The 10,757-nt window shown below is 34.2% G+C and carries 10 protein-coding genes; 7 read left to right on the forward strand and 3 right to left on the reverse strand.

The window, feature by feature from the left end:
• Positions 1-298 precede the first annotated feature (298 nt).
• From CG11_RS27025 to CG11_RS27045, 5 genes are all read left to right on the forward strand, one after another.
• A complete protein-coding gene (locus tag CG11_RS27025; RefSeq protein WP_052600030.1) occupies positions 299-781 on the forward strand; it encodes a hypothetical protein in 483 nt (160 codons plus the stop codon).
• Positions 782-808: 27 nt separating this feature from the next.
• A complete protein-coding gene (locus CG11_RS27030; RefSeq protein WP_052600031.1) occupies positions 809-1,561 on the forward strand; it encodes a relaxase/mobilization nuclease domain-containing protein in 753 nt (250 codons plus the stop codon).
• A 20-nt stretch (positions 1,562-1,581) separates the two neighbouring features.
• Positions 1,582-2,871: a type IV secretory system conjugative DNA transfer family protein gene (locus CG11_RS27035; protein ID WP_052600032.1), complete on the forward strand. Its 1,290-nt coding sequence runs from the start codon at positions 1,582-1,584 to the stop codon at positions 2,869-2,871.
• Between the two features lie 113 nt (positions 2,872-2,984).
• Complete coding sequence (locus tag CG11_RS27040) at positions 2,985-3,872, forward strand: tyrosine-type recombinase/integrase (protein WP_052600033.1); 888 nt, start codon at positions 2,985-2,987, stop codon at positions 3,870-3,872.
• 299 nt (positions 3,873-4,171) lie between these two features.
• A complete protein-coding gene (locus CG11_RS27045; protein ID WP_081909673.1) occupies positions 4,172-5,065 on the forward strand; it encodes a tyrosine-type recombinase/integrase in 894 nt (297 codons plus the stop codon).
• Between the two features lie 885 nt (positions 5,066-5,950).
• On the opposite strand, the gene CG11_RS27055 is transcribed toward CG11_RS27045, so the two are convergent.
• Positions 5,951-6,823 (reverse strand): Bro-N domain-containing protein, encoded by an 873-nt coding sequence (locus CG11_RS27055; protein ID WP_197043995.1) that lies wholly within the window; start codon positions 6,821-6,823, stop codon positions 5,951-5,953.
• 204 nt (positions 6,824-7,027) lie between these two features.
• Between CG11_RS27055 and CG11_RS27060 the strand changes: the two genes are divergently transcribed.
• The gene (locus CG11_RS27060) at positions 7,028-7,759 is read left to right on the forward strand and encodes a ParA family protein (RefSeq protein WP_052600037.1); all 732 of its coding nucleotides are present in this window, start codon (positions 7,028-7,030) and stop codon (positions 7,757-7,759) included.
• Positions 7,760-7,834: 75 nt separating this feature from the next.
• Positions 7,835-8,173, forward strand: coding sequence for a hypothetical protein (locus CG11_RS27065; RefSeq protein WP_052600038.1), 339 nt, complete (start codon positions 7,835-7,837; stop codon positions 8,171-8,173).
• Positions 8,174-8,562: 389 nt separating this feature from the next.
• On the opposite strand, the gene CG11_RS27070 is transcribed toward CG11_RS27065, so the two are convergent.
• Complete coding sequence (locus tag CG11_RS27070) at positions 8,563-10,182, reverse strand: hypothetical protein (protein ID WP_052600039.1); 1,620 nt, start codon at positions 10,180-10,182, stop codon at positions 8,563-8,565.
• A 314-nt stretch (positions 10,183-10,496) separates the two neighbouring features.
• Positions 10,497-10,757: zincin-like metallopeptidase domain-containing protein (locus CG11_RS30705; RefSeq protein ID WP_255351995.1), on the reverse strand; the 261-nt coding region annotated here is incomplete at its 5' end.

A 10,757-nucleotide genomic window follows, 5' to 3' on the forward strand; every position in this document is an offset into this window, starting at 1 on the left:
TTTGGAGTCAAACTCTTTTGCATTGAAGGGGTCTAAGGGGGATCCCCTTGCAAACCAATCATAAGTATGATTGGGCAAGTGAAAGCTTCAAACTCTTTGAGTTTGGTTACAACTTGCATACTTGCAATCGACCTCCTACTCTCTCTAAAGTTTACGCTTATGATCTTTTAAAGTTTACGCTACTCAAAATTTCTCAAAAACTTTTGGTCAAACCAGTAACTCTGTATATAGTCCATTCTACCAAACAGCCCCTTCTTTAATTCAGAGGCTGCTTTTTTTATCTTCTCATTTTTATTCTATGACAGAGCCATTAGAAAAAATAGCTGTAGTGCAAAAAGTACAACGGAGTAAACTAAAAGCTTCCAAAAGGAAATTAATCAAAAAAGAAATACGACTTCAGGCTGATGAACTTTCAGCCTTTCAAAAAGCAGCCAAACTTCACAAAAAACGAATTACTGTTTTCATCAAACAAGCTGCTTTAGCATACATTCAAGGCGTTTATATTCTACCAGATGATTCACAAATCAAACACTTTGAAAGAAGCCTTCGACAAGTCAGCGATGCCATTCATCATATTGCTCAAAAAGGACAGGACTTTACCGCAGACCAGTTTCAAGAAATTCAAGATTTAATCACCATTCTTGAAACTTCATTGCATCGTATTTTCCACCAACCACAAAAATTAGAAACACTCTTAGAAGAAATGGTTCAAAACCATCCTCATCTTCATACTTGGGTAAAAGAGCGTCTAGAAATCATCGAAAAAAGAATGTCTCCATAAGCGTCTTTTTATTCCCTTTTTGATGACATGATTATCAAAACCTTTGCTCGTAAATCTCCCAATTTTGCTCAATTAATTCACTACATTACCCAAGATAGACCACATAATCAACACCCTTTACGTTTTTTTCAGTGCCTCCCCTCTCAAAAAACAGAGGCTATTATCCAAGCATTTCAAGAAAATGATTCCTATCGAATACCCCGCAAAAATGGCAATGCTTGTTACCACTCCATTCTTTCCTTTCATACCCTAGATAATTCCTTTATCACACCAAATATACTCTATGATTTAATAAAAAAATACATCCAATTGAGGGCTCCACATACGCCTTGCTTTGCACAAAGTCATCACGATAAAGAGCATGTTCATATCCATGCACTCATTGCAGGGAATCAATACAAAAGCGTCCAGACAACCAGGCAGAGTAGAAAAGAATTTTATCAACTTCGAGTGACTTTAGAGCAGTATCAACAAAAACACTACCCACAATTACAGCATAGCTTAGTGTATGAGAGAATGAGAACCTTTCCAAAAAGAAAACTCCAACAAACACTTTTTCATGCCTACGACAAAGCAGAAAATGAAACGCAATTTTTCCAATTCCTACACAGAGCACTCCCCAATATGCTTTCCATTGATAAAAAACAGCAACTCCTCTCCTATCAAAATCAACAATATACGTTCTCAGATTTTGGGATTGATCTTAAGATTTTTAGACGCCTACAAGAACTTCATCAAATTGACCGTGCTTTTACAAGAGGTACATCACGAGAACGCTAATTATTTCTTTATCCCTTTCTATGCCACAACATTTTAAATCTGCTCATTTTTTACCCTTTTGGAAACGTTGGCTCTTACTCAATCCTTGGAACAAAGGATTGGTTATTGATGGAAAAAATAAAATACCACTAAACAAGTCTTATGAGAACCTTTTATTAGTGGCTCCCACAGGATATGGAAAAACCAGTCGCTATGTTTTGACCAACGCATTACGATTGGATGGTACCTGTTCTGCCGTATTTACCGACCCTTCTGGGGAAATCTATGCCACAACCCATCGCTATCTAAAAAAGAAAGGGTATCAGGTCAAATGCTTTGATTTACGAGAAGAGTATCCAAGTCTACAATACAATCCTTTCACTCGGATTAAATCTTCTTCTCATGCAGCAAAAATGGCTCATATTATCATCCATGCTGCCTATCCTACTCAAGGAGGCGATACCTTTTGGGTAGATTCTGCCAAAGCTTTCTTAGGCTTATTGATCGAATATCTTGCACAACAAAAAGAAGATCCTCCTACCCTACTAAAACTCTATCAACTCTTACAACAGATGAGCTTCAATCAAAAACAATTATACAAGAAATTTAGCCAAGTACTCAACCAAGAACAATTTGAACGCTATAAAGCCTTTCATGCTCAAGATGGAAAAACAATAGCTGGTATTCTCTCTACCTGTAAGACAGCACTTCACCCTCTTTCTGATGTATTTATTAGAAATATTACAGCAAAAGAAACACTTCAGTTTGAAACATTACGGACACAGCCCTCTGTTCTTTTTATTATCGTCCCAGAGCAAGAATTGGCCTATTTTAGCTTTTTGCTCTCTTTGATATACAGTCAACTATTTCGATTCTGTCTCTCCATGCCAACAGGAAAAAACACCTATTTACCCATTCGTTTTTTCTTAGACGAGTTTGGAAATATGAACATTCCCAATTTTCCTACTTATCTCACTGTCCTTCGCAAAAGAAAGGTTTCTATTAGCATTATTATTCAAGAACTCGAACAACTTGAATTTCAATATAAAAACCAAGCACAAACCATTATCAATGGTGGATGCAACAATCATATTTATTATCCAGCACTAGGACTCAACACCTGCCAACAACTCGAAAAAATATTGGGCACGAAAATAGTTTCTAAACAACAAAACGGAAAAATAAGAACGACTCAACAACCACTCATGAGCAACGATGCTATTCGAACCATGCCTATCCATCGTGCTTTATTTATTACTGGAAATCAACGCCCTATTTTACTTAAAACCAAAGCTTGGTTTCAACAATTTATGCTCCAAAAAAGAGTGTAATAAAATCATCTGTTTTTGAATAAATATTGTGTTCAAAAAATAAAAAACTGGTTCAATCGCATACTTGGGGGTGGGATATTTCCCTTCTCTTTTAATTTTCTAGCTTTCTATCCATGCAGTTTCATTCATTAGTTCCAGAGTTCAAACAATTTTGTCTTCGTGAAAAGGGGCTACAAGTAAAATCCTATAAAACAATTCTTCAAAATATACATACTTGTCTTTTTTATCTAGAAAACGACAATCTAAAGACAATAAAGACAGCGCAACTTCGGGAATACCTTTATACCCAATCTAGACAAAAGGGATGGTCTCCCAAAACCTTTCGAAATCACCTACAAAGTATTATCAGCTTTTATGATTGGGCTATAAAAAAGCACTATCTTTCTTTTAACCCTGCTCGGCAGATAGAAAAACCCAAATTGCCTACTTCTTTACCTCGTTACTTAACAGCACAACAAGTTGCCATAATTATGCAACAATCGAAACAGATTGTATGTAAATCGTCTTTCATTGCAATTCGAAATCATTTGATTATTGCAACATTTTTGCAAACAGGTATTCGGTTAAATGAGCTACGACATCTACAATGTCACGATGTAAGTCTTCAGGAAAAAACACTTTGCATTCAAAAAGGAAAAGGAAATAAAATGCGACTCATTCCTATTCATCCGCATTTACTTCCTTTAATGGAACGATATATATCACTTTTAGAAAAGAGAAAACAAGCCAATAATTGGCTTTTTGCAAGCACCAGGCAACAAGCACAAATAAGCGCAAAATACATTCATCAATTGTGTAAAACAATTTCTATTCAATCAGGGATAAAATTTACTCCACACATGTTACGCCATACCTTTGGACGGAACTGTACCGATCAAAACCTTCCTTTCTTTAAGCTGAAACAGCTTATGGGACATAGTAGTATTACAACAACCGAGCGATATGCTTCCATTTCCATGAAGGGATTACAAGAAAGTTTCTATCAAATTCATTTTCCATAAATTTTCCTTTACAAGAATAGAGAAAAAAGCATAATGGCAATACTACTTAATTTAACCCGACAGGCGCAGAGCGATATACTTTTCTCTCCCTTTCAATTGGCTATTATTACAGACTACCATTGACTTAAGTACACATCGCGGAGTAGAGCAGCGGTAGCTCGTCGGGCTCATAATATGACAGACGAAATTTTCTACTACTCTCCCACCTCCATTTTTGAGTCTATAACTGAGATAATAGCATCTAATTAAAACGGAACTTGACAAAGTAGCTCTGTCGGGAATAACCCGATTAGTTTAAAATGGTCAATATTATACCCCTCCACCAACAGTTTTGTCAGTATGCTTTAGTCTTCAAAAATAACTCTCCAAGAACTATCCGATCCATGCGGTTCGGTTTTTTAGATTTTATAAGAACGATGGAAATCGACTTTCTTGAACAGCTTGACAAAGCCACCATTGAAGAATTTCTTATACAAGGAAGATTAGACCGAAAGTGGACAGCAAAAACAACGAGAAATCACTTGCAATACATAAGTATATTCTTAGACTGGTGTGTCAAAGAAGGACACATTAAAGAGAATTTTTCAAAATTAATTCCTAAACCAAAAGTATCCAGAAAACTGCCCTCCTCTCTGAATAAAGAACAGGCTTTAAGTTTGATTGATTGGACTGAAAACTATCCCTATCACTTCTCTTTTGAACGTTATCGAGCAACAGCAATTATTGCAACTTTCATTTTCACAGGCATAAGATTACAAGAGCTGTATAACTTAAAAATCGTTGATGTAGACTTTATCTCTAAAACCTTAACCGTTCGATCTGGAAAAGGAAATAAAGACCGAGTTATACCTCTGAATATTCGACTAATCACCATTCTAAAAGAATACATTAGAGAACGAGCCAAGAAAAATAGAACTTGTCCTTATTTCTTTGTTTCCCTTAAAAAGAATGATAAAATGGGGCAAACAACTGTTCGTAAACTTGTTACAAAATTAAAAGAAGCTAGTGGCATTCAATTTTATCCTCACCTACTGCGGCATACTTTTGCTACCCTTATGCTTGAAGGCGGTTGTGATATTTACAGTTTGTCAAAAATGCTAGGACACTCAGATATTACGACAACAACGCTTTATTTAAGTGCCTCAGTTACTCATCTACAAAAGCAAATTCATAAGCATCCTTTGTGTTGGTAATTTTTATTTTCGTGGAGCAAGTTAGAAAGAATTAATTGGAATAATATCCTAAAATTGAATAAAAAAACAAAATTAACAAAACATTCCCTCAACACTAACCGTATAAAAAAAAATCAAAAAGCTCAAAAAAAATCCCACCTACACAAAGTAGATGGGATTACTCAAAAGAGCCACGATGCTTCTTTATGAACCTAAGAAACTCTAAGAAGCACACGACGACAGAATAGTAAAATAAAATACCTTGTCAAGATCCTGTCTTCCATTCTACTTTTGGGAATAAGAGCATTATTTTTTCATATCAAAAAAATTCAATTATGAAAAATCAAATTGGGAATCGTCTGATTCCAAATCCAATGCTCGAGACGAGTGTGCCGTTTGCACACATTTCTGCTTTTAAATATAGAATGGATTTCCTTTCACAGCGTAAAAGGGAATAGAAAGAACTAGCAGCTATTAAATATTCTTTATTTTATGATAAAACTATTATTGTTCTCTATTTTAGAAATGATTAAAGCTGCTCTCTTCTCTGAATTACGAGCCTTCGTGTTTCAACAAACAAAAAAAGGCTTTACAGTATTGACTACATACATAGACAAGATGTTTGTATATTTTGATAAGGTATTACACGAAATACGATATATTTTACAGAATGATGTGATTATCACAATCAGTATTTATGAAATTATAGTGATTGCCACGGAAATTTCTATTGCAGGATTTCTCACTTTGAGTTATATTTATTTTCTTAACTAGCATTAAAAGCTAGTTCTTCTTTTTCAATCTGCTTTTAAGCAAAAGAAGTCAAGAGCATATAAAAAGAAAACTGTGTCACACATAAACACAGTTTTTCTTTTTTTTTAAGTTTTGGCAGAATCATTTATAATGTTAATCCAATTCACTTTCCTCTTTTCCAAAATCCAACTTCTTCTGCTTCTTCTTAGAAGCCTCAATTTGCTCCAAATAATTGTCCCCAGAAATAATGCTCTTCCCTGTTTTTTCTTCTAAAGACTTTCGAGCTTCACCTGCTATTTTCCCTCCTTCTTGAGCAGAAGTTTTATTTTCCTCAAACCCTTGAGCATCGGCTCTTTTTACAATTTCAGTTGTAGAAGCCTCTCCAAGCATCGTAAAAATCAATTCAAGATCCGTCATATGATCTCGAAGGTTCTCGCGAGTTTTATCCAATTTTTTAAGTGATTTATATTCGCTCGGTAAAAGCCCAAAGGTTGCTTTACTTATCTCTGCGGTTAAAATTGCATACTCTATACTTTCTTTTACACCTCTATCTTTCCATTCATTAGTAAGTGATTCACGAATCGCAATACTTTTAAGACGCTTTTCTATCCATTCGTCATCATACCCCTTCTGCTTGTATAAGGCTCTTGCACGTTCAACGGCAAGAGATGGGTCTTCTATTTCCTGTAAACGCTCTGTAGCTAATTGTGCCAACCAACGTTTAAAAGGTTCTGCTTTGGGAGAAGGGATGGATTGCACTACTCGGAAAAATGTTTGTAAATCAATAGCATCTGTTTTCCGCATCTTTCCATCGGACGCTTCCATTTTCAACTGTACGATTCTATCGTACACTTCAACATACCCTTCTTTTTTAAGCTTCTTTTTCAGATCGCTCCAATATCTTCGAGGGTTCTTTGAGTCTGTCAAAGCAGCTATTACATCAACAACGGATAAAAACCATTCTTCTTTTTCTTCATCCCAATAAGACCGAACTTTATTCCCATCAAATATTTTAATAGATGCCATAGTCATAAATTATATTACCAAACAAATTGTACGAATTTTTTTTACTGATTCATCAAAGAGGTCACCTCTTCTATTAAAAATTGTATCATTATTCTTCTCACAAGATAAAAAATATTGATTCAATAATATCAGAAAACTCAAAAAACCTAGTATCTTTAGATGACTTAAGAATCTTAGTAAACCAAGTAAATGCAATAATCTAAAATGACTACTATTATTTCTATTGCCAATTTTAAAGGTGGTGTAGGGAAAACTACATCAACTATCAATATTGGCGCAGGGCTCGCCAAAAAGAAAAAGAAGGTTCTGTTGATAGATCTAGACCCACAGTTTAATCTTTCACAGAGCCTTGGCATAAATGAAGCAGAAAAGCCAATTTATGGGGCTCTTAGAGGGCAATATCCACTAGAGCCTATTAATGTTACTAAAAACTTAGACGTTGTCCCTTCTTCTTTGGACTTAATCAAAGCTCAAATAGAACTAAGTCATGAATTTAAACGAGAAAGCATTCTTACCAAACTCTTAGAGCCGATAAAAGAACGATATGATTTCATTCTTCTTGATTGCCCTCCTTCTTTAGGTCTTTTAACAATAAATGCGTTTGTAGCATCAGACAAAATTTTTGTTCCTATTGAGTCTGAATTTTTGGCTTTAAAAGGCTATACAATTCTCGGAGAGGCAATATCTCAAGTAGGTCTTGAAATAGACAAGGTTTTTATTACTCGTTACGACAGTCGGAAAATTTTGAATCGAAACGTACACGATAGCGTAAAAGATGCACTAAAAGAAAAAGCATTTAAAACTGTTATAAGAAGCAATGTAACACTTGCTGAAGCTCCTTCAAATGGAATCGATATTTATAGATATAGCCCTAAAAGTAATGGTGCAAAAGATTATGGAGCACTTGTAAAAGAAGTTATAGCCTATTGCAAGTAATCTCAATAAATAAAGCAAACCAAGTAAAATAAAAAACTTTAGTAAACTAAGTTTACTTAATAAATAGAGTATATTATGGCAAAAAAAAATTTTAGCTCTGGATTCGATAAACTTCTAGGAAATACTCCAGAACAAAAAAACAAAGAAGAAAAAAATATCAACGAGAAAGAAGCACCTAAAAAATCCAAGACAAAAGAGTCTATTATTGAACACCAAGAAGAAGTAGATCCAGAAGTCCGTGCGACTTATATAATCAAACAAAGTACTGTAAATAAACTTAAAGACATCGCATACTGGGAAAGAGCTATGCTAAAAGAGATTATCCAAGAAGCACTTGAAGAATACGTAGAAGCTTGGGAAAAAGAAAACGAAGAATTTAGAGCAAAAAAGAAACGAAAATCGAAAAGAAGATAACTTAAGTTTACTAAGTAAACTTAAGTTATTGAGATTATAGAGTATACTAAAATTTCAAAGTAAACCAAGTAAACTCAAGTATATTCTTTTTTCATTTCAATTTTTGAATTTTAAAAGAAAAAATAAAAAGCACTTATGTTATATAAATCTTTATACTTAAATATAAAAGACTTAGAGAAAAAAAGAATAGCTTGAAAGCCTTTGTTTATCGAAGATTGAGCACCTATTTTATTTTTTTACCCTTAACTATCCGATACTTTTTTACCTTTAACTATCCGATACTTTGTGTTTTTACCCCTAAGTATCCGACAGTATTTTATCCTTAAGTATCCGAGAGCTGTTTTATCATTTTTACCCCTAAGTATCCGATAAGAACAATGTAATTCATTTTACATAGGAGGGAAGTAGTCAGAACGCCCTTTCTCAAACTCTCTATGACACTGATGGCAATAGAACTCAACTCTCTGTAAAACACCTTCGTCAAAGGTGTTTTTTCCATTATTGGTTACAATAGCTTCACCAAAAGTTGCTAAAGCTCGTTTGGCAGATTCTAATTGGTATTGGTATATTTTTGCAAAAACATCAGGGTATAGTTCTTTAAATTTTTCTAGCCTAAACTTTGTCTTTTTAATTTCTACTGAAGGTGTTTTGAGGGCATCTTGTGCTTTAGGTTTCTTTATTGGCGTTTCTTTTTTAGGGAAATTCAAAGTTTGTTGGGGTTTTTGATTTATAACTTGCTGAACTGCATTTTTCTCAGGATATTTGAGTGCTTTTGCTTCTTCTCGTTTTTCTTTACTATTATGCCATTCCATAAAGGCAGGATAATACCAATGGTCATTGAATGCCTGGAGCAAAACACCCCCACGATTTTTCTTATCTATTTTAAGCCCCTTCTTTTCGTATTTTCTAAATGCTTTGATTGTATACTCCGCATAAGCAGCACCAAGTCTTCCAAGGTATGTTCGTAGTTTTACTACTAAGTTTCTCGCAGGACTTGGATAAATACCTTCTTTACAAAGTTCTTCATAGAGTTTCTTCTCTGCTTTTGTAAAACCTTCAAGAGAAGCCTTTTTCTGCTCGCCTTCTGTATTGTCACAAAAGTATATTTTATACCCAGAAGGCTGTTTTTTATCTTTCTGAATGGTAATTTCTAATTCGTCTACAGTTTCATTTACTCGTGAAGCATGAGGACGAAGTTTTGAGGCTAGTTTGGATATATACTTAAAACCATCAACATATGATTTTTTCATTCCAAGGCGAGTGATACAAAAATGAACAAGGTCAAGACCAAATGATCCAAAATTTTTTGCATATTTATTCCCAAACCGATACATCCGTTTAGGAGTTGGGTTTTCTAAGAGAAAATACGTTGCAAGGTCAAAAGAAATATTATCTGCCACAAAGTATTTATAGAAAGCAGGGTCAAAATATATGGTATCAAGCTCTTGGATATCCTCAATAGTATCTGAAGCAGAGAGTCTCTTTAAGCGTTGTTTTTTGCTTTTATACTCATATCCACTAATAACACCTGTCTTAATTCCTTTATTCCATTTCTTTGTCTTCCGATCATAAATAAAGTTGGTCTCAATCTTCAAATCCATAAGAGCATCTAAATGACGGATAATACTATGAATTTGTTGTTTGTTTGGTGTATAATCTATTCCTTTTGTTTTTAGAATTTCATAAAAACTTGTTTCTAAAGCGAGAGGAGTATTTTTTATTTGACCAAGAAAAAACAGTAATAATAAGTAATCTTCTGTGTCTGCATTGGGAGGTGTCTCTCCATAAGAGATTTTAAAATAACACTGGCGCAGTTCGCCATCTAAGACTTGTTCCCATTCGTAAAAAAGTTCTTTATGAGCAAATTCTCGTGTTTGATAGGTGAGGGGCGACAAAGAAAATTCTGCAAGATTGAACCCATCAATACTCATGTTTGATTGTCGTTCAGGAGTCAGTGGTTCCTTTTTTACAGGAACAATATGCTTTTTAGTTTCCTTTTCTTTCGACATAATGAGTTCGTTTTGAGAGATAAAACAAGTTTGTTGGGTAAATAAAATAAATCTGAAAAACCAAGTAAACTAAGTTTACCTAGTAAGTTACTAGAGTATTAACTTCTATCAAAGATAAGGTTTTTTATCTGAAAAATGACTATTACTGCATAACACTTATTCGTATTACAATTTTACTCCGTTGATATTTTTTATTAAAATAAGTTATCAAAAAAGATGTTATAATCTCTTTTCTTATAAAAAAGAGACTGTCCAAAAGAACAGCCTCTAAGCTACTTCCATTCCACCAAGATTAGAATAAATAAGTTTATATTTTAGTTGCCAAGAATATATTTGACAGCGCTTTCAGCTTGTGGAGCGACTCGAAAAATAAATCGTTTATCCTCCTTCATACAAGCTAACCAAGATTGTAAATAAGCTGCGGAGTTGTGCAAAAGATTTTCCTTCTGAATTCCTGTCAAAGCAGCAAGAACACAAGCCCCAAGTTCAGCTATTAAGTACTCAGAAATAAGTAATCGTATATTCTTTACCGTACTGTTGTAATATCGAAATTGCTCTCTCAGCCAAAACTTCCA

The sequence above is a fragment of the Aureispira sp. CCB-QB1 genome (genome assembly GCF_000724545.1).
Lineage (GTDB): Bacteria > Bacteroidota > Bacteroidia > Chitinophagales > Saprospiraceae > Aureispira.